The 23,725-nt window shown below is 40.9% G+C and carries 22 protein-coding genes; 21 read left to right on the top strand and 1 reads right to left on the bottom strand.

The features are described from left to right. Window positions 1-214: 214 nt before the first annotated feature. The 21 genes from BKE30_RS07650 to BKE30_RS07550 all read left to right on the top strand — a co-directional run bounded on the left by BKE30_RS07650 (window position 215) and on the right by BKE30_RS07550 (window position 22,159). A complete protein-coding gene (locus BKE30_RS07650) occupies window positions 215-2,362 on the top strand; it encodes a tetratricopeptide repeat protein (protein WP_076878002.1) in 2,148 nt (715 codons plus the stop codon). 40 nt (window positions 2,363-2,402) lie between these two features. Next, the gene (pseB, locus tag BKE30_RS07645; RefSeq protein ID WP_076878001.1) at window positions 2,403-3,401 is read left to right on the top strand and encodes a UDP-N-acetylglucosamine 4,6-dehydratase (inverting); all 999 of its coding nucleotides are present in this window, start codon (window positions 2,403-2,405) and stop codon (window positions 3,399-3,401) included. Beyond that, window positions 3,402-4,559, top strand: a complete 1,158-nt coding sequence (gene pseC, locus BKE30_RS07640) for a UDP-4-amino-4,6-dideoxy-N-acetyl-beta-L-altrosamine transaminase (protein ID WP_076878000.1) — start codon at window positions 3,402-3,404, stop codon at window positions 4,557-4,559. Beyond that, a complete protein-coding gene (gene pseF / locus BKE30_RS07635) occupies window positions 4,556-5,269 on the top strand; it encodes a pseudaminic acid cytidylyltransferase (protein ID WP_076877999.1) in 714 nt (237 codons plus the stop codon). The genes pseC and pseF overlap by 4 nt, the downstream gene beginning before the upstream one ends. 2 nt (window positions 5,270-5,271) lie before the next feature. Continuing rightward, on the top strand, window positions 5,272-6,402 hold the full coding sequence (gene pseG, locus BKE30_RS07630; protein ID WP_158073171.1) for a UDP-2,4-diacetamido-2,4,6-trideoxy-beta-L-altropyranose hydrolase: 1,131 nt from the start codon (window positions 5,272-5,274) through the stop codon (window positions 6,400-6,402). Next, window positions 6,399-6,914: a UDP-4-amino-4,6-dideoxy-N-acetyl-beta-L-altrosamine N-acetyltransferase gene (gene pseH / locus BKE30_RS07625; protein WP_076877998.1), complete on the top strand. Its 516-nt coding sequence runs from the start codon at window positions 6,399-6,401 to the stop codon at window positions 6,912-6,914. Before pseG ends, pseH begins: the two co-directional genes overlap by 4 nt. Then, on the top strand, window positions 6,901-7,974 hold the full coding sequence (gene pseI, locus BKE30_RS07620) for a pseudaminic acid synthase (protein ID WP_227518371.1): 1,074 nt from the start codon (window positions 6,901-6,903) through the stop codon (window positions 7,972-7,974). Before pseH ends, pseI begins: the two co-directional genes overlap by 14 nt. A gap of 127 nt (window positions 7,975-8,101) precedes the next feature. After that, entirely contained in the window at window positions 8,102-10,147 is a 2,046-nt protein-coding gene (locus BKE30_RS07615) for a capsular polysaccharide biosynthesis protein (RefSeq protein WP_227518370.1), read from the top strand. Between the two features lie 38 nt (window positions 10,148-10,185). Further along, complete coding sequence (locus tag BKE30_RS07610) at window positions 10,186-11,433, top strand: capsule biosynthesis protein (RefSeq protein ID WP_076877997.1); 1,248 nt, start codon at window positions 10,186-10,188, stop codon at window positions 11,431-11,433. Between the two features lie 6 nt (window positions 11,434-11,439). Continuing rightward, window positions 11,440-11,838: an acyl-CoA thioesterase gene (locus BKE30_RS07605; RefSeq protein ID WP_076877996.1), complete on the top strand. Its 399-nt coding sequence runs from the start codon at window positions 11,440-11,442 to the stop codon at window positions 11,836-11,838. A 103-nt stretch (window positions 11,839-11,941) separates the two neighbouring features. Then, complete coding sequence (gene lepA, locus BKE30_RS07600) at window positions 11,942-13,744, top strand: translation elongation factor 4 (protein ID WP_076877995.1); 1,803 nt, start codon at window positions 11,942-11,944, stop codon at window positions 13,742-13,744. Between the two features lie 84 nt (window positions 13,745-13,828). Next, window positions 13,829-14,647, top strand: a complete 819-nt coding sequence (gene lepB, locus BKE30_RS07595) for a signal peptidase I (protein WP_076877994.1) — start codon at window positions 13,829-13,831, stop codon at window positions 14,645-14,647. A gap of 37 nt (window positions 14,648-14,684) precedes the next feature. After that, window positions 14,685-15,071 carry a DUF4845 domain-containing protein gene (locus BKE30_RS07590; protein WP_227518369.1) on the top strand — a complete coding sequence of 129 codons (387 nt, stop codon included), beginning with the start codon at window positions 14,685-14,687 and terminating at the stop codon, window positions 15,069-15,071. Between the two features lie 31 nt (window positions 15,072-15,102). Beyond that, window positions 15,103-15,792 (top strand): ribonuclease III, encoded by a 690-nt coding sequence (gene rnc / locus BKE30_RS07585; RefSeq protein ID WP_076877993.1) that lies wholly within the window; start codon window positions 15,103-15,105, stop codon window positions 15,790-15,792. Then, a complete protein-coding gene (gene era / locus BKE30_RS07580; protein ID WP_083698490.1) occupies window positions 15,789-16,892 on the top strand; it encodes a GTPase Era in 1,104 nt (367 codons plus the stop codon). Before rnc ends, era begins: the two co-directional genes overlap by 4 nt. A gap of 86 nt (window positions 16,893-16,978) precedes the next feature. Beyond that, on the top strand, window positions 16,979-17,164 hold the full coding sequence (locus BKE30_RS07575; protein WP_076878016.1) for an NF038104 family lipoprotein: 186 nt from the start codon (window positions 16,979-16,981) through the stop codon (window positions 17,162-17,164). Between the two features lie 100 nt (window positions 17,165-17,264). After that, a complete protein-coding gene (gene recO, locus BKE30_RS07570; protein WP_083698489.1) occupies window positions 17,265-17,969 on the top strand; it encodes a DNA repair protein RecO in 705 nt (234 codons plus the stop codon). A 102-nt stretch (window positions 17,970-18,071) separates the two neighbouring features. Further along, window positions 18,072-18,794: a pyridoxine 5'-phosphate synthase gene (pdxJ, locus tag BKE30_RS07565; protein ID WP_076877992.1), complete on the top strand. Its 723-nt coding sequence runs from the start codon at window positions 18,072-18,074 to the stop codon at window positions 18,792-18,794. 42 nt (window positions 18,795-18,836) lie between these two features. Next, entirely contained in the window at window positions 18,837-19,457 is a 621-nt protein-coding gene (gene miaE / locus BKE30_RS07560; RefSeq protein ID WP_076877991.1) for a tRNA-(ms[2]io[6]A)-hydroxylase, read from the top strand. A gap of 63 nt (window positions 19,458-19,520) precedes the next feature. Next, window positions 19,521-20,852 carry an McrB family protein gene (locus BKE30_RS07555; protein WP_076877990.1) on the top strand — a complete coding sequence of 444 codons (1,332 nt, stop codon included), beginning with the start codon at window positions 19,521-19,523 and terminating at the stop codon, window positions 20,850-20,852. After that, window positions 20,846-22,159, top strand: a complete 1,314-nt coding sequence (locus tag BKE30_RS07550; protein ID WP_076877989.1) for an McrC family protein — start codon at window positions 20,846-20,848, stop codon at window positions 22,157-22,159. The genes BKE30_RS07555 and BKE30_RS07550 overlap by 7 nt, the downstream gene beginning before the upstream one ends. 78 nt (window positions 22,160-22,237) lie before the next feature. Here BKE30_RS07550 and BKE30_RS07545 read toward each other — a convergent pair whose 3' ends face one another. Further along, the gene (locus tag BKE30_RS07545) at window positions 22,238-23,548 is read right to left on the bottom strand and encodes a L,D-transpeptidase family protein (protein WP_076877988.1); all 1,311 of its coding nucleotides are present in this window, start codon (window positions 23,546-23,548) and stop codon (window positions 22,238-22,240) included. Window positions 23,549-23,725: the final 177 nt, after the last annotated feature.

The raw sequence follows: 23,725 nt of genomic DNA, 5'->3' as shown, positions 1-23,725 counted from the left end.
GATCCACTATTGATTTCATATGTTGGATATAATACATAACTAATTTTATATTAGTTATGTATTATATCCAACATATGAAATCAATAGTGGATCTAAAGTTTATGATTGTGCAGCAACAATCTTTAAACTAAGTTACGAGAGATTTTTACAAGAACGTAAATTACTTCAAGAAATAAAATTTGATTTTAATAGTTTTAAAAGTATATCTAATGGATTGCTTTGGGAAAGATGTTTTGATAAAGAGTTTGGTGTTTTAAAAAATCATCCTCAATATTATAAATTTTTACCTATTGATAAGTTGCTACAGCATGGTGAAAGTAGTTATTATCAGATTGTAATGGGTTTGTTTTTTGTGGGTAATAGTGAAGTAATTAATTCTAGGATTATTGGACTATTGAATACATACTTATCTAAGGAAGTATTTGAAGAAATTATAATTTTTATATGGAATACTTTTCCAAATAAAAATATAAAATTACAAGTATTTAATATTTTATTAGATCGTGAAAATAATAATGAGTCTGATCTTCTATTGGTTAATAAAAGTGGTTATCCTAATTTTAGTTTTAAAGTGGATGACTATCATGCTGAATTTTCGCTAGCGATATATTACTTAACCAAGCGAGATTTTTCTAAGGCTGAACATAGCTTATTTAGACTATTACTTTCTGGTCATGCAACAATTGAAGTTTTTAATGCGATTGCTACTATTGCTTCATATAAGTTTTTATTTGAAGATGCAAGAAGAATAAATAGGTTTGCATTTCATTTTTTGGGTCAAGAATCTATTTCTTGGAGAAAGGGTAGGTTGTTTTCTACTAATATTATTAATTCTGTTTATACAAAAGATATTAAAGGCGCTTTGATAGATCTAATTGTTTCTTTTAATTTAAATATTAATAATGTTGAATTATGTAGTAATTTAAATATTCTTTCAAAAAGAGAGATAGGCCTGTTAGATATCAAGAAAGCTGCCCTTTTGTCTCTTACTAAATCAGAAATAAAAATTGGGTATAGTAAAAGTAATAGTTTTTATAGAGCTAGTATTCTTGAATATTTAGAAGACTATGATGGCGCTATTAAAATTATTGAAGAGTTATTAGTTCAAGATATTAAAAATCCAAAGTTTATCTTGTTCTTGGCTAAACTTTATATTTCAAATGGTGATTTTGAAAAAGCTAAAATAGTTCTTGAATTTCTTTTAGCACATAAAAGGAAAAAGCACTTCTATGTAGAGGCATTAAAGAACTCAATAATAATGAATGATTATAAATGGGCTATAGAGTTACTTGAAAATGCTGAATCTCAGAAAATTACTGTACCTGATATTTATTATAGGAAAATTTATTTAGGTCAAGGAAAAATTAAAGATAGCTATTTAAGTTTTAGGAATATGAAAATTAATAAAACTTTAAGTCATATTTTTAAAGATAAATATATTCAAACTTTAAATGTAGTAAAAGCAAACGAAAGTTTGTTCGTTATTGCTTGTTTTGGGCCTGGTGATGAAATTCGATTTGCTAGCTTGTATAGTAAATTAATAGAAAATTTTTCATTATCCAATATTGCTATAACATGTGATCCAAGACTATATGGTTTATTACAAAGGTCTTATAATAAAATAAATTTTATTCCAGTAGCGCGTATAAGAGACTATAAACTATTAAACTCCTTCGAGAACTACAATCAGCTCCCTTCTTCAGACCTTAACTCAATTCTTGATAACGTAGGCTGGAATACTTCTTTAAAGTATCAGAAAGTAATGCTTGTCACTGATTTTTTGGGAGATATTTTACTCGATCGAGATAGCTTTAATGGAAGAGCATACTTATATCCGGATTTGACTCGTAAAGAATATTGGCAGCAGAGGATATTAGATATAAGTAAAGGTAAAAAAGTTGTAGGTATAAGCTGGCGTAGTAGTGTGGTTACTAAAGTTAGAAATGAACACTATCTGACAATTGAAATGCTTAAGCCTTTGCTGGCATTGGATGATTATATTTTTATCAATCTACAATATGATGATTGCGTTACAGAACTACAATGGGCGGATAAGCACTTTCCTAATAAAATCGTGAACTTCGAAGACCTTGATCAATTTAATGATCTTGAAAATGTAGCGGCACTAATGAGCTGTCTTGATTTTATTATTTCTCCTGCAACTACTGTGGCAGAGCTTGCTGGGGCGTTAGGTGTTTCTACTTTTCTACTATCTAACTCATCTGAACTACACTGGCGAAAAAAAAATCAAGACATTGATATTTGGTATAACTCATTAGTTCATATTGAAGGTGATCAAGTAGGTGATAAAAATTCCTTAGTAAATAACTTAATGTTAAGCATAGGACGATTTGTTCGATAATTTATTTTTTGGGTTTAATTTAATTTTGCGGAGATGAGAGATGTTGAAAGGTAGTACTATTCTAATTACAGGTGGAACAGGTTCGTTTGGTAATACTTTTATACCAATGACCTTGGAAAAATATAATCCAAGAAAAATAATTATTTATTCTCGTGATGAGATGAAACAGTGGGATATGGCAAAAAAGTTTAAAGATGATCCTCGTGTACGTTTTTTTATTGGTGATGTGCGCGATAAAGAGCGTCTTTATAGGGCACTTGATGGTGTTGATTATGTAGTCCACGCTGCTGCTACTAAAATTGTTCCAACTGCAGAGTACAATCCTTTTGAGTGCGTTAAAACAAATATTAACGGTGCTATGAACCTTATTGATGCCTGTATCGATAAGAAAGTTAAAGGTGTAGTAGCTTTATCTACCGATAAAGCAAGTAGCCCTATTAATTTATACGGTGCAACTAAGCTAGCATCAGATAAATTATTTGTTGCGGGTAATTCCTATGCTGGTGGTGATGGCACGAAGTTTTCTGTCGTTAGATACGGTAACGTCATGGGTTCGCGTGGTTCTGTTATTCCATTCTTTATGTCAATTAGAGAAGAGGGTATATTACCAATTACAGATGATCGTATGACTCGCTTTATGATTTCCTTAGAGGAAGGCGTAGAGCTAGTATGGCACGCTTTTGAAGACATGGAAGGTGGAGAAATTTATGTTAAAAAAATTCCATCCATGAAAGTAACTGATCTTGCACGAGTGGTAGCACCGGAAGCTAAGCAAGAAGTAGTGGGTATTAGACCTGGCGAAAAACTACATGAGCAAATGATTAGTGCGGAAGATGCTTATTATACTTATGAATATGAAGAGCATTATAAAATTCTTCCTACTATTAATAACTGGAGTGCTTGTCCTATTCGCATTAAAGATGGGAAAAAAGTCCCAGAAGGATTTGTATATGCTAGTGATAATAATAAAGAATGGATGAGTGATGCGCAATTACAAGAATGGATTGATAAAAATAAAAATAAGATAGGAAGTATTTAAATGATTCCTTATGGTCGTCAAGAGATTACCCAAGATGACATTGAAGCAGTTGTAGAAGTCTTACAATCTGACTTTCTAACGCAGGGACCTAAGGTCTTTGCGTTTGAAAGTGCTGTCTCAAAACATGTTGGGGCAAAACATGCGCTGGCTATGAATAGTGCAACTTCTGCGTTGCATGTTGCATGTTTAGCATTAGGTTTAAAGCAAGGGGACATCCTGTGGACCTCTCCAGTCACTTTTGTTGCTTCAGCAAACTGCGGTTTATACTGTGGCGCTCAAGCCGATTTTGTTGATATTGATAAAAATACTTATAATATTAGTATTGATGCCCTAAAAGCTAAATTAGAACTAGCTCAAACTACCAATACATTGCCTAAAATACTTGTTGCTGTTCATTTATGTGGCCAACCGTGCGAGATGGAGGAAATTTTTAATTTATCTCGTAAGTATGGGTTTAGCGTAATTGAGGATGCGTCTCATGCTATTGGTGGTAAATATAAAGATGACTATATAGGAAGCTGTGCATATAGCGATATTACAATTTTTAGTTTTCATCCTGTAAAAATTATTACTACTGCTGAAGGTGGAATGGCATTAACTAATAATGAAGACCTACATAAAAAGATGGATTTGTTAAGAAGTCACGGTATAACACGTGACCCTGAAATGATGACACAAGAACCCGATGGACCTTGGTATTATCAACAGATTAATCTTGGTTTTAACTATAGAATGACTGAACTGCAAGCTGCGTTAGGCATTAGCCAAATGACGCGCTTAAATGTTTTCATTGAAAAAAGACATTACTTGGCCTCTAGGTATAATGAGCTTTTGGCGAATCTACCTATTATATTACCATGGCAACATCCTGACTCTTATTCTGGTTTGCACTTATATGTGATACGCTTAAAACTTAAAGACATATCTAAAACACATCTTGAAGTATTTAAGGAGCTAAGGGAAAAAGGTATTGGAGTTAATTTGCATTATATTCCTGTACATTTACAGCCGTATTATCAGCAATTCGGTTTTAAATACGGTGATTTCCCTAATGCAGAGAAATATTATGCAGAAGCCATCAGTCTTCCTATGTTTCATGGCATGACAGAAGAGCAGCAGGATCAGGTTATAAGAATTTTGGCTAGTGTTTTAATATGAGAGCGATCGCAGTTATTCCTGCACGCGGGGGAAGTAAGCGTATACCGAGAAAAAACATTAAAGACTTTTGCGGGTTACCTATAATTGCACATTCAATTAATACAGCTCTTGAAAGCGGATGTTTTGAAAAGGTGGTCGTTTCTACAGATGACCAAGAAATTGCGAATATAGCACTGCAGCATGGTGCAGAGGTTCCTTTTTTACGACCTCATCTCATTGCTGATGATTATAGTGGGACTATCCCTGTAATTGCTCATGCTATAGATTTTTTTAAGCATCAAAATCAATTTTGGGATTATGTATGTTGCCTTTATGCTACAGCTCCTTTTGTGCGTGCAGAGGACATTAGAGCAGGTGCAAGTTTGATTAGTGACGAAAAATCAGTAGAGCAAAATATCCGCTATGTTTTTAGTGTGGCTGAGTATTCTTATCCAATACAACGTGCATTACATAGAAAGTCTTCTGGATTTACTAGCATGCTTAATCCAGAAAACTTTAATTTAAGATCTCAAGACCTTATTTCTTCATATCACGATGCAGGACAGTTTTATTGGGGTAAAGCTGATGCATGGCTTAATCAGGAACCAATTTTTAACGTCAAAGCGTTATCAGTCGTTTTACCTCATTATAGAGTTCAGGATATTGATACTCTGGATGATTGGAAAAGGGCTGAGTTAATGCATCAGGCCTTAATGCAAACAGGTGACTAATTGTGATTTCTAACTTAGTGGTTTTTAGGGTTGATGCATCACAAAGCATAGGTACCGGGCATGTTATGCGTTGTATAACTATTGCCCAATATCTAAAAAAAAATAGTGTTAATAGCATTTTTATTTGTCGAAGATTTAGCGGGAATCTTATTCATTTTATAGAAGAGCAGGGTTTTAAGGTATGTTCTTTAGAGGATAATACTAGAAATATTCCTGCTTCTGCTTCAAATTATGATCAGTGGCTTGGTGATTCTTGGCAAAATGATGCAAATGATACTTTAAAAATTCTAGATGAGTTATTGGTTTCATGGTTAATTATTGATCACTATGCGGTCGATGAAAACTGGGAAGGCTATGTTAATACTCATAAATTATTTAAGATTTGTGTTATTGATGACTTAGCAGATCGAAGGCACAAGTGCGATTTAATTTTGGATCAAACCTATTTACGTCAAGCCGATAATTATAGTCAGCTTGTTCCAGAGTATTGTCAAATTCTTGCTGGTTCCAGTTATGCGTTATTACGTGAAGAATTTGTGATTAAACGCAATATATGTTCACCCCATAAGTTGGATCGTTTCAATTCGAAAGATAAATTGCATGTTCTTATCAATATGGGCGGAATCGACCAAAATAATACGCTAGGTGATATTGTAGATGCTCTTGCTAAAAGTGAAATTAGTCAAAAATTTGACTATACAATAGTGGTGGGAAAAAATTATCCTCACCAATATGAGTTAAAGGATAAATTAAATAGAACTAATTTAAATTATGATTTGATAGTGAATGCTACCAATATGTCTGATTTAATGTACGATTGCGATTTTGCTATTGGAGCCGCAGGAAGTACAACATGGGAGCGTTGCTGCCTTGGCATGCCGTCTATCTTACTTTGTATTGCCGAAAATCAAAGAGATATTATGAGCGCACTCATGAAAAATGAAATAGCGTTAGTCATTGAGTCGCGAGATCAAATTGAAAATAAATTAGAATATTACTTAAAGTTACTGATAAAAAATCATAATGCGCTCCTTAAAAAAATGTCTATTAAGGCCAGTAGTATTGTTGATGGAAAGGGTGTAGACAGATTAGGACAATATATTTTTGATTTATCCAATGAGGAATTAGCATGAATACTGCCAGAATAAGATACGCAGTAGAGAGTGATCTACCCTTGATTTTAAGTTGGCGTAATCATCCATCAATTAAAAAATACATGTACACACAGCATGATATTACTATGCAGGAGCATAAAGAGTGGTTTGAACGTTGCTTAAGTCAGCCAGAAGACATTCACTTGTTAATGTTTTTGGTAAATGAGAAATCAATGGGTTTTATTAACTTCAGTCATGATAAGTTTGATGTCGTGAATTGGGGATTTTATATTTCCCCTGATGCACCTAAAGGTACTGGCTATGCGCTTGGCCTATCAGCAATTGAGTTTGGTTTTAAAACTTTAAAATTTCGTAAAATATGTGGACAAGTACTATCTTTTAATGAGAGATCTATCAACTTTCATAAAAAACTTGGCTTCTCGCAGGAAGGTATATTTAAAGAACAATTCGTCAATGAGAAGAACTATTATGATGTATATCATTTTGGTTTGTTAAAGCAAATATGGGCACAGCGTAATGATGGGAACTAATATGAGTTTAGCAAAAAAAGTATTTATTGATGGACGTGAAATTTCTAAGGAGACATCTCCATATATTATTGCTGAATTATCAGCTAACCATAATGGTAAAATCGAAAACGCATTTAAAATTATAGATGAAGCTAAAAAAGCTGGTGCAGATGCTATCAAATTACAAACTTATACGGCTGATACTATTACTTTGGACTCATCCGAAGATGATTTTTTAATTAAAGGCGGATTGTGGGATGGTAGAACTCTTTACGACTTATACCAAGAAGCTCATATGCCTTGGGCATGGCATAAAACTTTGTTTGAATATGCAAAAAAAATAGGCATCACTATATTTAGCTCACCTTTTGATAATACAGCTGTTGATCTATTAGAAAGTTTAGGTGCACCTGCTTATAAAATAGCGTCATTTGAGGCCATTGATTTACCTTTAATCCGATATGTAGCTTCGAAAGGTAAGCCTATGATTATTTCTACAGGTATGGCCAATCTAGAGGAAATTCATCAAGCTATTGACACGGCAGTATCTGCAGGATGTAAGGAATTAATTGTCTTACATTGTGTAAGTGGCTATCCAGCTCCATCGGAGGATTATAATTTAGCCACTTTAGTAGATATGCAAGATAGATTTGGCTGTCTTATTGGCCTATCTGATCATACTATTGACAATACTACCGCCATTGCAAGTATTGCACTTGGAGCCTGTTTAATCGAAAAGCATGTGACTCTTGACCGTAGTGGTGGTGGACCTGATGATAGCTTTTCTTTAGAACCAAAAGAGTTAAAGGAATTATGCGACAGTTCTAAAATATGCTGGCAAGCTTTAGGCCGCGTGAATTACGCGAGAAAATCAAGTGAGGAAAGCAATGCTCAGTTTAGAAGATCCTTATATTTTGTTAAGGATTTAGATCAAGGAGATATTATAGATTCAAGTTGCATTCGAAGTGTACGACCTGGCTTTGGCATTGCTCCCAAATTTTATGATGCGTTAATAGGCAAAAAAGTGGTTAGGTCGGTAAGAAGAAATACAGCAGTTAAACATGAGGATGTAGAACTGTAGTTTCAATAATATAAAATGGTCGATCATAATGATTAACTAGCCATTTTATATGAAGAAAATAGCATATTTTTAACAAACTTATACTTCTAAGGTTAGAATAGCTTTATATATGTATTGAGATGTTTTAGTGATAGCAATTCGCTCTTCTGGAATTAAAAAAATTGAGTATTTGGAATCTTATCTCAGCACTGAGGTAAGTTTTAAATTTTTTTATCAACTTAACAATTTCTATATATCGCCAGAGATTAGCATGCTGGCTGGCTGGGGTCGCCGCCCTAGTTTTTATAAAGCAAAACAATACTCAGTAAGACATAATATTCCTTTACTTACCTTAGAGGATGGCTTTATTCGCTCCATAGGTTTAGGAGTAAAAGGTTATCAGCCATTGTCTCTGATCATTGATGAGTTAGGCATTTATTTTGATGCTTATCAACCATCGTCACTTGAATATCTAATTAATAATGGCCAAGAACAGCAGAGTCGTGCTCTTTTAGCGATCAAAAGAATTAGAGAGCATCAACTTTCAAAATATAATCATGCTCCTGTAGTGATACTTCAAACTAAAAAGGATAGTCAAAAAATTTTAGTAATAGATCAGACACTTGGTGATCAATCCATTAAGTTTTCTGGCGTGAGTGCAAAATCGTTTGAGAGAATGCTGCAGCAGGCCAAAACAGATAATCCTGATGCTGTAATCTGGCTAAAAATTCATCCCGATGTAATCTCAGGAAAAAAGCAAGGTCATTTTAATCTTAATCAACTGAGGCATGACCCACAGGTTCAAATTATCGCACACGACTGCAACCCCATTGCCTTACTTCAACAAATAGATGAGGTATATGTAGTAAGTTCACATATGGGCTTTGAAGCCTTAATTCTGGGTAAAAAAGTTCACTGTTTTGGGGTGCCTTGGTATGCAGGCTGGGGATTGACGAATGATCGCTTTGCGCCACTGGATATATTGCAAGGCAGGCGTCAGGTAAGGCGTAGTATAACCCAGCTATTTAGTGCAGCTTATTTCCAATATGCACGCTATGTTAATCCTAATACTGGCAAGCGCTGTGAACTTGAAGAAATTATTGAGTTACTCGCCCTGCAAAAATATTGGGCAAACAAGCTTGTTGGCGTTATCAATGCTGTGGGTTTTAGCAGCTGGAAAAAAAACTTCATTAAGTCGTATTTATTGCATCCATCAAACCAAATTTATTTTAGCAAAAATTTTCCAAAGCAAGCGGTATCAGGGCAACAATATGTTATATGGGGAAATAAAAAACTACAGCAGTGTAAGCAATTACAGCCAAATAATGAAGTAAAAGTTTGGCAAATGGAAGATGGTTTTATTCGCTCAATCGGCCTTGGGGCCAATTTAATAAGGCCATTATCACTGGTTCTTGATGATCAGGGTATTTATTATGATCCCAGCCAACCCTCACGTCTTGAAACGATTTTAAATAATATTCAACTGCTTTCCGAGCAGAAGCAACGTGCCCGGCAGTTAAGGCACAAAATAGTCAGTCAGCATTTAAGTAAATATAATGTAGGAGAGGCTGAAAACTGGCCAGCTATTCCTGAAAATAAGGCTATTATTTTAGTACCAGGACAGGTAGAAGACGATGCATCAGTCCAGTTGGGCGGATGCGGCATTTTTAGTAATCTAGAGCTTTTAAAAGCTGTTCGTAGCAATAAACCTGACGCATGGATTATTTATAAGCCTCATCCAGATGTCGAAGCTGGCCTGAGGCCAGGTAAAATTGTTACTGAAATGTTACATAAGTATGCTAATTCAGTAATTTATAAACTCGATATGCCTTCATGTCTAGATAAAGTGGATGAAATTCATACAATTAGTTCGTTGACAGGTTTTGAGGCATTACTTCGGCAAAAAAAAGTATACTGTTATGGCTTGCCTTTTTATGCAGGATGGGGCCTGACTGAAGACCGAATCAACTGTGAGCGGCGTCAAAAAAGGTTAACACTAGATGAGTTGGTATATGGAGTGTTAATATCTTATCCATTGTATAAATTGCCAGATGATGATAATCCATATTTAGCAACGCCTGAGCAGATAATTGATTATATTGTCGAACAGCGTCAAACAAATACTGGATCAAACTTGATCCATAAAAAATCATGGTTGGCCAGACTAAGAGCGCTATTAATTTATAAACGTTAAATTTTAATCCTTATTTTTAGGATCAATTGAGGAGCGGTATGGGCTTGCCTGTTGATGAGTTATTGGCTGCGCGCAGAGTACTGCTACTGCAAGGACCAATGGGTGATTTTTTTCAGCAACTGGGAAGCTGGTTGGAATCTTGCTCTATTGAATGTCATAAAATTAATTTTAATGCCGGCGACTGGTTTTTTTATCGGGGCCGAAATGCTGTGAATTATCATGGACGTCTTGATTATTTTAAAGCATGGTTAAAACAGTTTATTCAGGATAAGGGCATTGATACTGTAGTCTGTTTTGGTGACTGCCGTTTTTATCATGAAAAAGCCAAGGATTTGACAGAAGAGTTGGGCCTTAAATTTTTTGTATTTGAGGAAGGCTATATTCGGCCTGACTATATTACGCTTGAGCGTGATGGCGTTAATGATTTTTCCTGTATTAAACAGAAATTTATAAATCTATCTAATGAATTGCCGTTTCCCGACAAACCTGAAATAGTTAATTCAAGCTATAAAAAGTTAGTATTTTCTGCGTGTATGTATTATCTGTTATGGATACTTTTTTTCTGGTTGTTCCCTTTTTATCAACATCATCGCCAGATTTCGCCACTGGCAGAATTTTTCTACTGGATACGTTCATTTGTCCGGCGCGCGATTAATTACCAGATTGAGCCACGCCGGTTTTTAGATATTATTAAAAAATACGACAAACATTATTTTATTGTGGCCCTACAAGTACATAATGACAGTCAGGTACGGGTTCATAGTGATTATAATGATGTTGAAGAATTTATTATTGAAGTTCTAAATTCATTCGCCAGCAATGCACCACTGGATAAGCATCTGGTGTTTAAACATCACCCAATGGATCGCGGTTATCGTAATTACAATTATTTGTTAACCAAGCATGCTTTAGCATTGGGAATTATGGATCGAGTACATTATATCTGTGATGTACACCTGCCGACACTTTTAAAGCATAGTATTGGTCTTGTGGCTATTAATAGTACTACAGGATTACAGGCTTTATTTCATGATAAGCCTGTTAAGGTCACTGGACGTGCTATTTATAACTTGCCCAAGCTGACCTACCAAGGCGAGCTGGATCAGTTCTGGAAAAATCCGGGTCGCGTAAATCGTTTGGCTTATCGACGTTTTCGCTATGCACTGGTACATTATTCGCAACTGAATGGCTCTTTTTATGGAGCCTCTCCCTGGATGACCAAGCCGACCTCTATCCAGATTTCTCCAATGGAACTACAAAACCTGTCGCAGAAGGTTAAGTTTTAATGGATCATGTTTGAACTGCCTGTCGTAGTACGAGCCGAGCATCTGGACAGCTTTGGCCATGTAAACAATATCATTTATCTACAATGGATGCAGGATGTTGCCTGGGCACATTCTACTGTATTGGGTCTGGATTTGGCGGCTTATCAAAAACTTGATGCTGCAATGGTAGCTCGTCATCATGAGCTGACTTATCTGTCACCCTGTTTTACAGGGGATCAGCTATTATTAAAAACGTGGATTACAGAAACGGATGGTTTTAACCTGCACCGTCAGTATGAGTTCATGCGCTTAACAGATGAAAAAAAAGTATTTGAGGCCAGTACTCACTGGGTGTGTATTCGGCTTTCTACAGGTCGTCCTGTTCGGATGCCACCTGAGTTTAAAAAAGCCTATGTAGTTTCTTGATCAGTTCAAGTTAATCAGTTCAAGTGCTCATTTCCTACAAGTTTTATTGCACAAAATGCGTTAGAATGCGCCATTTTCAATAACTTTATATTTTGGCCGCACTGTGACCGATATTAGTAACATCCGTAATTTTTCAATCATTGCCCATATCGACCATGGCAAGTCTACTTTGGCTGACCGTTTTATTCAAACGTGTGGTGGTTTGCAGGCGCGTGAAATGCAGGCGCAGGTACTGGATTCGATGGATCTGGAACGCGAACGTGGCATTACCATTAAGGCGCATTCGGTAACGCTGTATTATAACCATCCCAATGGTGAGCGTTATCAGTTGAATTTTATTGATACGCCGGGCCACGTCGATTTTTCCTATGAAGTATCACGCTCGCTAGCAGCCTGTGAGGGTGCATTGCTGGTCGTGGATGCAGCGCAGGGCGTTGAAGCACAATCTGTTGCAAACTGTTATACCGCCATTGATCAGGGGCTGGAAGTTTTACCCGTACTCAATAAGATCGACCTGCCACAGGTTGAGCCTGAACGCGTGATCAAGGAAATTGAGGAAATTATTGGGATTGAGGCTGAAGATGCTCCCCGTGTTTCTGCAAAATCAGGCTTGGGTATTGATGAGTTGCTCACCACTTTGGTAGATCGTATTCCGGCACCAACGGGAGACCGTGATGCTCCGCTGCAAGCCCTGATTATTGACTCGTGGTTTGACAATTATTTAGGTGTGGTATCGCTGGTACGGGTACGGCATGGTCGTATCAAAAAAGGCGACAAGATGCTGGTTAAGTCAACCGGTATGAGCCATTTGGTAACTTCAGTTGGTGTATTTAATCCCAAGCATCAGGAAACTGGTTTGCTGGAAGCGGGCGAAGTTGGCTTTGTCATTGCTGGTATTAAAGATATTTTTGGTGCGCCAGTGGGTGATACGCTTACTTTGCATAATACCCCTGATGTTGAAATCCTGCCTGGATTCAAACAGGTTAAGCCACAGGTTTATGCGGGTTTGTTCCCGATTGATTCCAGTGATTTTGAAGCATTCCGTGAAGCATTGCAAAAGCTGCAAATCAATGATGCAGCACTATTTTTTGAGCCGGAAAGTTCAGATGCACTGGGCTTTGGTTTCCGCTGTGGTTTTCTGGGCATGTTGCACATGGAAATTGTACAGGAGCGTCTGGAGCGGGAATATGACCTTGACCTGATTACCTCGGCCCCCACGGTAATTTATGAAGCCGTCAAGAAAAATGGCGAAACCATTTATATTGATAACCCGTCCAAAATGCCGGATGGCGGCACGGTTGAAGACCTGCGTGAGCCGATTGCCGAGTGTCATATTCTGGTGCCACAGGAATATCTGGGTAATGTGATGACCTTGTGCATTGAGCGTCGTGGTGTTCAAAAAGACCTTAAGTTTCTGGGTAATCAGGTGGCTGTCAGCTTTGAAATTCCAATGGGTGAAGTGGTCATGGATTTCTTTGACCGACTAAAATCGGTGTCACGGGGTTTTGCTTCACTGGACTACAACTTTGTGCGTTTTGAAAGCTCGCAACTGGTTAAGGTCGATGTGCTGATCAATGGTGAAAAAGTGGATGCACTGGCCATGATTTGCCACCGCAATGATGCCCGTTATCGTGGCAATGCTTTGGTTGAAAAAATGAAAGACCTGATTCCACGCCAAATGTTTGATGTGGCAATTCAGGCAGCCATTGGCGGGCAGGTAATTGCACGTTCAACCGTTAAGGCGATGCGCAAGAACGTTCTTGCCAAATGCTATGGTGGGGATGTATCGCGCAAGAAAAAACTGCTGTCCAAACAAAAAGAAGGTAAAAAACGCATGAAACAGGTGGGTAGTGTTGAAATCCCGCAGGAAGCGTTTTTGGCCGTATTACAGGTTGATAAAAAATAAGACTGGAAGTAGCGAAGTGTTACTTCGCCCAGTCGCAAGACAAGCAGCTATGCTGCATGTGAAATTGCCGGAGAGGAATGCGCTGTGGATTTTGATTTTAATCTGATTTTGGTACCAGCAACGCTGATATTTTTTATGATTTGGTTGCTGGATAAACTAATCTGGAAGCAGCGCGCAACTCGTGGCCGTGATGGTGAAAATTTTCTGGTTGGCTGGGCCTATGACTTCTGGCCTGTGCTGGCACTGGTGCTGGTTATCCGTTCTTTTGTGGTTGAGCCATTTAATATTCCCTCAGAATCCATGGTACCCACTTTGCAGACTGGTGATTTTATTTTGGTCAACAAGTATCGCTATGGCGTGCGCTTGCCGATCAGCAATACCAAGTTTTTAAATACTGGCGAACCTCAACGTGGCGAAGTGGCAGTATTTCGTTATCCCTTGCAGCCAACTGTTAATTATATCAAGCGGGTAGTGGGTTTGCCCGGTGACCATATTGTGTATGATCGTGGCACATTAAGTATTAACGGCAAGCTGGTGGCCAAAAAGGCGATGGCAGATGTGGGTAATCCTGAATATGAGTTATTTTATCAGGAAATGCTGGGCACGCACAGTCACCTCATTCGGGAAGAAATTGATGGGAACTCTGCTGCAATAGCCCCGTTTATTAATAGTCAGGCTAATGAAGGCGGCAAATATGCAGCCACCAATGGCCAGCACTGGGAAGTCAAAGTACCACAGGGCCATTATTTTATGATGGGTGATAACCGTGACCGTAGTGCAGATAGTCGGTTTTGGGGCTTTGTGCCAGAAGAAAACCTGTCAGGTCGCGCTTTTTACGTCTGGATGCACAAAGAACCGGGTTTCCATATTCCAAGTTTTGCCAGAAATGGTAGGATTAATTAGGTAAAGCAGGGACTGGATCATTAAAAGGAAAAATAGCATGATCAATATGAAAGCGCAGCGCGGTGCCTCTTACTGGGGCATCATGATCGGGATAATGCTGGCTGTGGTAGTCATTAAAGCCGCACTGATCACCTGGCCAGCCTATTGGGATAACCGCCTGATTAACGCCTCGATTGAAGAGAAGTTAAGAACTTCAACCAGTAGTGATCCGGCCAAGTTTGTGCAGGATCTGGAACAACAGTTTAGCCTGAATAACTTACGTGATGTCAAAGCCAAGGACATTATGAAAGTAAGTAATAGTGGTGGTGGGCTGGTGGTGCAAGTTGACTATGAAGTCCGTAAGAACTTTATGGCCAATGTTGATCTGGTGGTCTCGTTTGAAAAGCAGTTTGACCAGCGTGCGCTTAAGGCCGGTGGCCAGTAGCAATTGGTAAAAATATATAGGTAGGTGAAACATCAATTTGGTTAATCAACAGCGCTTACTGGGCCGACTGGGTTACCAGTTTAATGACCCGGGTTTGTTCAAACAGGCGCTAACGCATCGTTCGGTAAGCCAGCGTCACAACTATGAGCGTCTGGAATTTCTCGGCGATGCATTGCTGGGCGTTATTATTGCGCAATATTTATATCACCGTTTTCCTGAAGAACAGGAAGGGCGATTAACCCGGATGCGTGCTACACTGGTAAGGCAGGAATCACTGGCTTGTATTGCCCGTGATTTAAAATTGGGTGAATCACTGATTTTAAGTACCGGCGAGATGAAAAGTGGTGGTCACCATCGTGAATCCATACTGGCGGATACGGTTGAGGCGCTGATTGGCGCCATGTTTCTGGATTGTAATGATCTGGAAAAAATCCGGCCAGTGGTGCTGCACTGGTACGAGGCATATCTGGCTGATCTGGCACCCACCGATGCGCTAAAAGATCCCAAGACCCGTTTACAGGAATATCTGCAGGGCCGGCATTTGCCATTACCTGAATATAAACTGGTTGAGGTGCGTGGTGAAGCACCCAATCAGCATTTTACCATTCACTGTCAAGTCACTAATATTCCTGTTGCCATCGGGCAAGGGGCAAGTCGTCGTAATGCTGAGCAAACTGCTGCCAGTGTCATTTTAAAGCAATTGGAGCAGGCATCGTCATGACCACGCAACCCAACGATATTCATTCAAATACTGAAATACAAAATCCTGAACAGGAAGAAGTTCTTGTTAGTAAGGTAGTAGCAGGCGACAGCATCTCCAGTAATAATGCAGACAATGCAAATCCGCAGGATGTTATTGGCCAGTTTTTTAAAGACAGCCCGGCCGAGATTGCAGCAGACTTTCGCTGTGGCTTTGTCGCGATTGTTGGCCGTCCGAATGTCGGCAAGTCCACCCTGATGAATCACCTGATTGGTCAAAAGCTGTCAATCACTTCCCGCAAGCCGCAAACCACCCGTCACAAAATTGTGGGCATTGATACTCGTGATAATGTGCAGGCTGTATATGTTGATACACCGGGAATGCACAAGAAAGAAGTACGCGCCATTAACAAGATGATGAACCGTGCGGCATCGTCTGCCTTGCGTGATGTTAATCTGGTGCTGTTTGTGGTTGATAGCATGAAGTGGGTGCCGGATGATGAACTGGTACTGGAAAAGCTGCAACATGCTGATATGCCAGTCATTATGGTTATTAACAAAGTTGATACCATTGAAGAAAAACGTACCTTGCTGCCACTTATTGAGCAGCATGGTAAACGCATGAACTTTAGTGATATTGTGCCAGTGTCTGCCTTGCGTGGTGCTAACCTTGAACACCTGCATGAAGTGATTGCCAAATATCTGCCTTTTGCTCCGCCCATGTATGCCATTGACCAGTTGACGGATCGGTCTGAGCGCTTCTTGGCCAGTGAAATTGTGCGTGAAAAAATCATGCGCCAACTGGGTGAAGAACTGCCTTATGATCTGGCTGTGCAAATTGAATCGTTTAAGGAAGAACCAGCCACCATCAATGAAAAAACTGGTAAGCCCAAGCCAGCCTGTTTGTATATTGATGCAACCATTCTTGTAGAACGTCAGGGCCAGAAGTTGATTGTGATTGGTGATAAAGGCCGCAAGCTGAAACAGATTGGCATGGAAGCACGCATCGACATGGAAAAAATGTTTGAGCAAAAAGTCATGCTGACTTTATGGGTGAAGGTAAAAGGTGGTTGGTCTGATGATGAGCGCGCCTTAAAGAGTCTGGGTTACAGTGATATTTGAGCCGGATTTTTCATTTATCAAACGGGGTTAATGCCGTGACTGCTCATGCAGTCAGATCAATACAGCATACAGCAGGGCAGTAAATGATGAAGAAATGGGTGAATTTGTTAGCCATACTGACTTTAGCACTGAGCCTGCAAGCCTGTCTGGCCACCAAAATTGTCACTGTGCCAGTGAAGGTGGCTTATGGCACGACCAAGGCTGTGGTTAAAGGCACTGGTGTTGTGGTCGGTGCTGCCATTCCTGATGATGACGATGAGCAGGACAATTAATTCTTAAGCCTTGACCAGACAGTGACAAAAATTAAGACGAGTGTGCTGCGGTTTTATGCTGCAATAACAGAATAGTTTTCTTAAGTATGGAAATATAAAAGTGCGCCAGCAGCTTTTGCATGGGTTTATGCTTCACCAGCGTGCTTATCGCGAAAACAGTAAACTGGTTCATTTTTTTTCACTGGAATTTGGCCGGATTGATGGCGTGGTACGTGGAGGCCAGGTTCCTTTATACCAGCCTGTCTTGTTGTATGCTTCAGGCAAGTCTGCCTTAAAAAGCTTTAGTAAAATTGAATGGGTCGGCCCGCCTAAAAACCTGCAGGGCTCAGCGCTGTTTGCCGGTTTTTATGCCAATGAGTTGCTGGTCAGACTGGCGCCACTGGAAGAAGCCATTCCCAATACGTTTGGTGCCTATAGCCAATTACTGGATGAACTGCAAAACCTGCCTGTACCAGATACCAGCAATCTGGTTTTGATGACGGCATTACGCCGGTTTGAATCAGTGCTACTGGCTGAGCTGGGCTATGCAATCAATTTTGCACAGGATTTTTTAGGCATAGCCATTCAGCCGCAGCAGCTTTATCGCTTTACGCCCAATGAAGGCTTTAGTCCCAATAACTCGGGTGAGCTGGGTGAATATATACTGGCCATGGCTAATCCGGAGTTTGCCTTTAGCCAACAGGTATTACCTGCTGAGGTTATTGCTATGCTGAGTCGGATTTATCGCAAAGCACTGGCGATATTATTAAACGATAAGCCCCTAAAAAGCCGGGAATTATGGATTGCCCAGCAGTCAGGTTCCTGAAAATCCAAGTGCTGAAAAACCTAAAGTATTTTTAAAGGCTGGGTCAAATAGATCGGTTTTTAGCATTTAACACGATATTTTTAAATAAAGGTGACAAAGCCAATGAGCATTTTACTGGGTGTCAATATTGATCATGTGGCCACATTGCGCAAGGCACGGGGAACCACATATCCTGATCCGGTAAAGGCGGCCTTGCTGTGTGAGGAAGCAGGTGCGGATGGCATTACCCTGCATTTGCGGGAAGACCGCCGCCATATTCAGGATAACGATGTAGTGAGAATGCATCCGCTGCTTAAAACCCGCATGAATCTGGAAATTGCTGTGACTGATTTTATGCTGGATTTTGCCTGCCAGATTCGGCCGCAGCATGTATGTTTGGTGCCTGAAAAGCGTGAAGAACTCACCACAGAAGGTGGGCTTGATGTTGCCGGACAAATTCAGAAAATCAAGGCAGCAACCCGCAGGCTTACTCAGGCTGGCTGTGAAGTTTCATTATTTATTGACCCGGAACCGCTACAGATTGATGCTGCCATTGAGTGCGGTGCGCCAACCATTGAGTTGCACACCGGCGCTTATGCCGAGGCAGCGGGTACCGAGCTGGCGTATGAGCTACAGCGCATTACCGATGCGGTAAACTATGCTGCGGCCCGCCTGATTGTGAACGCCGGACATGGCTTGAACTTGCACAATGTAGCAGCCATTGCACGCTTACCGCATATTCATGAGTTAAATATTGGGCATGCCATTATTAGCGACAGTGTTTTTGTGGGTTTGCGTCAGGCGGTGCTGGATATGAAGCAGGCAATTGCACAGGCCGCACACTAGGCTGTTTACCGTTAATTTTTTGCATTTTCAATGTGTTCACTTATGAGTTCTACCGACGTCTTACTACAACCTGTTCAGGCTTTTTTGGGCTGTGTTACCCCTGCGCAGTGGTTGCATGCTGCCAGTCAGCCTTGCAATATTCCCCTGATTATTCAGGATCATGCCAATTGCGAGAAAAAAGCGGCCAGTACTGCGATTAACCTGATGTTTCGTTATGGTTTTTATACCGATCTGCAAGTGAAACTATCGCAACTGGTACGTGAAGAAATGCTGCATTACGAGCAGGTGCTGGACATCATGCAAAAACGCGGTCAAGCATGGCAAGCCATCCCGGCGGGACGTTATGCGGGGCGTTTGCGCAAGGAAATTAAAACCTATGAACCTCAGGCGCTGGTTGATGTATTGATTGTCGGCGCATTTGTGGAGGCTCGTTCCTGCGAACGTTTTGCGGCATTGGCACCCTATATGGATGATGAACTGGCAAAATTTTATAAATATTTGCTTAAGTCTGAATCGCGCCATTTTGAGGATTACCTGACGCTGGCACAATCCATGAGTAAGGAAGACATTAGTGCGCGTGTTGAAACCTTTCGCCAGCTTGAAGCCGAACTGATCAGCATGCCTGACACTGAGCTGCGTTTTCATAGCGGTATCCCTGCCTGATATAAATAGACTGGATCAAGAGTAAACAGGAAAAGGCCCATGGCTAAAAACAGGACAACATCCATGACTGTGTTGCCAAATGCCAGTGCGGTTAACCTGATTTTTTATGGCACACCCGGAACAGGTAAGACCTGGCAGTTGCAGCAGTTACAGCAGCAATACACCGAGCAACTGGCGCAGCAGGATCATGAAACCTTCTTAACGGAAAAAATACGAGCGTTAAGCTGGCGCGAAGTAATTTGTCTGGTTTTTCTGGAAGAAAAGCGACTGCTGCGTGTGCCGGAGATTCTGAATCATCCTTTAATGCGCTGTAAGGTGCAACTGACCAACCGCAAGGAAAACCTAAGCCAGACCATCTGGGGCACGTTGATGCGGCATAGTGCGCTGGATTCCAGTACAGTTAAATACAATCCAGATAAACGCTCCAGCCTTGCCCTGTTTGATAAGGATAACGCCGGCTTATGGTTTTTGTTGCCCAGTGCCAAGGATGATATTGCCCATCTGGCCAAATTGCTGAAAATTATTGAGCGTGGCGCACAGGCCGCGGAGGTAATTCAGCGCTATAGCTTTGTCACCTTTCATCAATCTTACAGCTATGAGGATTTTGTAGAGGGCTTGCGTCCGGTACTGGATGACGAAGAAAATAGCCAGATTCGCTATGAAATCCGGTCTGGGATTTTTGTGGAATTGTGCGAGCGGGCGAGGCTTGATCCTGCGCATGCGTATGCCTTGTTTATTGATGAAATAAACCGTGGCAATCTGTCCAAAATTTTTGGCGAGCTGATTAGCCTGATTGAACTGGACAAACGGCAAGGCAGGCCCAATGCGCTGGAAGTTATCTTGCCATACTCACACAGTAAATTTAGCGTACCGGCCAATGTCAGTATTTATGCCAGCATGAACACGGCTGACCGTTCCTTAAGCCCGATTGATACTGCCTTGCGCCGGCGCTTTCAGTTTGTGGAAATGCAGCCGAATTATGCGCTTTTGAATCAGACATTGCCTACTAACACGTCAGGTAATGATCTTGCAGGGCTGGATTTAAGCCAGTTGCTGCAAACCATCAATGCACGGATTGAGTTGCTGCTGGGACGGGATTATCAGCTGGGCCATGCATTTTTTTGTGCAGTACACCATTTTGCCGATTTGCAGGATGTCATGCAGCACAAAATTATTCCGCTATTGCAGGAGTACTTCTTTGATGACTGGCAAAAAATCCGATTGGTACTGAATGATCACCGTAAGCCTGTAGACTTGCAATTTATTCAACGTGGTCATAGTGAACAGCAGGCTATTGCATTGTTTGGTGAAATGCCAGATGTGCCCTTGCAGGCTACTTATGTCATCAATAAAGCTGCCCTGACAAAATTACAGGCCTACCAACTCATATGCTAAACCAGCATATTGTGTGCTTTGAGCATGAACAGTTATATGCGGCAGGCAGCGTTGTCAAGCCAGTAAATGGTTTACGTGAAATTCCCAAAGCGCTGTTTGATGAGCTATTTAATCAAACGCTGGAACAGCCGCAAGTTTGGCTAACGCGTGACTGGCATGGCAAGCACCCGGTTTTAAAAACCCGGCAATATGTGGGTGTGGTGCAGGGCAAGTGTGGTTATGTGCTGGAAATTTTGCCCAAAACTGGTCAGGCTGGACATGCACCAGTTGAGATGCGGTCTATGTTGTTGCAGATGCTGCAAGCCCTGCCAGAAATGCCGTTTAAGATTTTGCCGCAGCACGCGCTAGTACAACTGGCCAAAATGCCTTTACTGGAATTATTCGTCCAGCAGGCATTAACCAGTATCTTAAAAGTTGTACAGCATGGCCTAAAACAGCATTATCAGTCTGTACAAGACAATCTAGGCGTGCTGCGTGGGCGCTTATGCATGCAGCAGCATGTTCGGCACAACCATAGTAATCAGGCATGTTTTTATAGCGAGCATGATGAGTACCATGCCAATTGCCCAGAAAACCGGATTCTACGACTGGCCTTAAATAGTCTTGGCCGGATTACTTACACTGCCAGTAACCAGCATTTAGTACAGGCCTGCTTACAGCGCATGGCCCATATTCCAGCTTCCAGCCAAGCAGCGCATGACTTTACGGCTATCCGGCTGGACCGCAATAGCCAGTATTATGCCAGTGCGCTGCAATGGGCAAGCTTAGTCATTAATGGTTTTAGCCCTTCGGTTGCTCACGGGCAGCAGCCAGCTTTTAGTTTGCTGTTCGACATGAATAAACTATTTGAAAACATGGTGGCGTGTCAGCTTCAAAAACAGTTGCCCGCAAACTGGCAACTTAAAAAGCAGCAGCAAACTGCCGCCTTGTTGCAAGTTAATAATCAGCCCCAGCAAAAGCTGCAACCCGACTTGTTATTGCTTGATGAGCAGCAGCCGATTGCCGTGCTGGACAGCAAATGGAAAAATAAAAGTGGAAGCACGTTTAGCCAGCTTAAGCCGGATGAACAGGAGCTGTACCAGATGTTTGCCTACGCGGCGGCTTATTTGCCAAAAGGCGGCAATGTTTGCCTGATTTATCCCAAAACTGCACAGTTTAGCCGAGCAGTGGAACAGGCTGTATTTCAGCATATCCGGGATGCCAAAGTGCATTTGTGGCTGCTGCCGTTTTGCCTGCAACAGTTTGAGCTGGTTGATGCACCTTTTGGGTTATCCGAAGCAGCCAATTATAAAAATTACAGCCATTAATAAAATATAACGTATAAAAAAATCCTCCATCAGGGAGGATTTTATGCATTGATCTGATAATAAATCAGGTTCAGTGACTTATTCTAAAAAGCGCACCGTAACGCCCGGTTTAACCCGCTTGGACAGTGCATTGGCATCCCAGTTGGTTAAACGGATGCAGCCATGCGAGGCGGTCTTGGAAATTAATGAAGGTTCAGGCGTACCGTGAATACCAAACGAAGGCTTGGTTAAGGCAATCCACATATTACCTACCGGATTGTTTGGCCCCGGTGGTAGTGACAATGGCTTCATGTTTTTGCCTTGCACAAAGTTTTTCGGGTTATAGCCATACCATGGATTGGGTGCAATGGCTTTCACCTGATAAGTACCTTTTGGGGAAGGCGTGTCAGTGCTGCCAATGGTAGCCGGATAGGTTGCAACCATTTTATTATTGCTGTCAAAGGCATACACCTGTTTTGCACCTTTATGGGCAATAATCAGCGCTACCGGATCGCTTAAATCTTCGCGGGTATTGGTGACAATAATAGTTTCACCTACTTTGGCAAAGGTTGCTTCCGGGTTTAATTTTTTCAGGAAGTTCTCATCCATGTGAAAACGCTCGCCCAGCATTTCAGTCACGCGGGTGTAATAAAGCCCTTTCATTTTGGCCTGTTCCGCATAATCATGGGGAATGGATGCTGCATACGGGCCATCAATATCCTGCTGGGTAATGGTATAGTTCTGGAATACATCGTTGCTTTGGCCAGCGCTAAGCAGATCCCAGGTCTGGGTATCCAGGGCACCCGTTGCAGGCAGGCCGTTCATGACCTGAAATGCAGAAATGGCTTTAAGCATGTTTTTGCCGGAAATCCCATCAATCACACCTGGTGAGGCATGGTGACGGTTTAGCAAAACCTGCGCCTTGGCGTATTCGGTAAACTGACCTTTGCCAAGATCACTCACCCAGTTGGCGTTATTTAAGCCATCCAGTGTCCATTCCTCAACTGATTTTTCCTGACTAGCTTTGCTGGCGGCACCATTAACCGGATCAGTCGGGTTTTCGGGGAGGGTTTCAACCACAGCCTGTGCTTTTTCCAGTGCACGTTCAGTTTGCGCCGTCACGGGCTTGCTGGTGTCAGGTTCGTTACCCGATGCACTGTTAATATCTGACATCTGATTAACAAGGGTAGGCTTAAGGCGCTGTTCATCTTGCTCAGCAGAATTTTGGCCAGCCGCATTCAGGTTATCATTACTGGCGACAACGGTATTTTTATCAGTGGTGCGATTGCTGCCAGCGGTACTGTTGCCAGTAGTAATTTTTACAGATTTATCAGTGTTATCTTCTGCCGAAAATGCAGGTTGACTTAAACATAGTGCAAGCGCAATTGTTAAGGCCGAGCGAGCAAACATCATAATTTTCCTAAAATATGTAACTTTCTATGTAGTGGTCTAGTATGACAAAACCTGCAACAGTTTGCAGTGAGCAACTGTAAATATATACAGGCTTCCTGCGACACAGTACTGCATTTAAATACAAAGCAAAATTATTAATTTATCCGCCAGTTTGCTATGATTTGCCACTTAATT

Source organism: Alkanindiges hydrocarboniclasticus (assembly GCF_001982605.1).
Lineage (GTDB): Bacteria > Pseudomonadota > Gammaproteobacteria > Pseudomonadales > Moraxellaceae > Alkanindiges > Alkanindiges hydrocarboniclasticus.
The sequence above is the reverse complement of the archived record's forward strand: the minus strand, read 5'-3'. Positions and strand labels throughout refer to the sequence as shown.

Coding starts and splice junctions, on each gene's coding strand:
- pseB (WP_076878001.1), top strand. CDS start 2,403: ATGTTGAAAGGTAGTACTATTCTAATTACAGGTGGAACAGGTTCGTTT.
- pseC (WP_076878000.1), top strand. CDS start 3,402: ATGATTCCTTATGGTCGTCAAGAGATTACCCAAGATGACATTGAAGCA.
- pseF (WP_076877999.1), top strand. CDS start 4,556: ATGAGAGCGATCGCAGTTATTCCTGCACGCGGGGGAAGTAAGCGTATA.
- pseH (WP_076877998.1), top strand. CDS start 6,399: ATGAATACTGCCAGAATAAGATACGCAGTAGAGAGTGATCTACCCTTG.
- pseI (WP_227518371.1), top strand. CDS start 6,901: ATGATGGGAACTAATATGAGTTTAGCAAAAAAAGTATTTATTGATGGA.
- BKE30_RS07610 (WP_076877997.1), top strand. CDS start 10,186: ATGGGCTTGCCTGTTGATGAGTTATTGGCTGCGCGCAGAGTACTGCTA.
- BKE30_RS07605 (WP_076877996.1), top strand. CDS start 11,440: ATGTTTGAACTGCCTGTCGTAGTACGAGCCGAGCATCTGGACAGCTTT.
- BKE30_RS07590 (WP_227518369.1), top strand. CDS start 14,685: ATGATCAATATGAAAGCGCAGCGCGGTGCCTCTTACTGGGGCATCATG.
- era (WP_083698490.1), top strand. CDS start 15,789: ATGACCACGCAACCCAACGATATTCATTCAAATACTGAAATACAAAAT.
- BKE30_RS07575 (WP_076878016.1), top strand. CDS start 16,979: ATGAAGAAATGGGTGAATTTGTTAGCCATACTGACTTTAGCACTGAGC.
- pdxJ (WP_076877992.1), top strand. CDS start 18,072: ATGAGCATTTTACTGGGTGTCAATATTGATCATGTGGCCACATTGCGC.
- miaE (WP_076877991.1), top strand. CDS start 18,837: ATGAGTTCTACCGACGTCTTACTACAACCTGTTCAGGCTTTTTTGGGC.
- BKE30_RS07555 (WP_076877990.1), top strand. CDS start 19,521: ATGACTGTGTTGCCAAATGCCAGTGCGGTTAACCTGATTTTTTATGGC.
- BKE30_RS07550 (WP_076877989.1), top strand. CDS start 20,846: ATGCTAAACCAGCATATTGTGTGCTTTGAGCATGAACAGTTATATGCG.
- BKE30_RS07545 (WP_076877988.1), bottom strand. CDS start 23,548: ATGTTTGCTCGCTCGGCCTTAACAATTGCGCTTGCACTATGTTTAAGT.